1 protein-coding gene is annotated in these 328 nt (G+C 48.2%); it reads right to left on the bottom strand.

All coding sequences use genetic code 11. From position 1 onward, the window contains the following. On the bottom strand, positions 1 to 328 hold a 328-nt coding region (locus AAA942_RS20270), incomplete at both ends, for a transposase (protein WP_338222132.1).

The raw sequence follows: 328 nt of genomic DNA, 5'->3' as shown, positions 1-328 counted from the left end.
AATACTCTTTGGACGGCTGGAAAGCCATATTCTACACATTCGCTGCACATGGATCACACATCGCTGAAGGGTGACTTGGGGACAAACTTTGCGGATCGCTCTGAGCAATGCGCGATGTCCATCACAGGTAATTGACTCGATCTGGACTCCAAGAAGCAGTAGATTTTCCAGGTCTTCTTTGAGCTCTTCGTATCGTTCTCCATCGCTGAACCGATAGAGCTGGGTGAACTTGATCGTGTTGTCCCGGTACAAAATCAAGCATAAATCCCTGCTAAAATACGTGCCGTCAATGAGTAAATTCACCCGCTCGGAAGGGTAGACACTCAGC

This window comes from Algoriphagus sp. oki45, assembly GCF_036245605.1.
Taxonomy (GTDB): Bacteria; Bacteroidota; Bacteroidia; order Cytophagales; family Cyclobacteriaceae; genus Algoriphagus.
The sequence above is the reverse complement of the archived record's forward strand: the minus strand, read 5'-3'. Positions and strand labels throughout refer to the sequence as shown.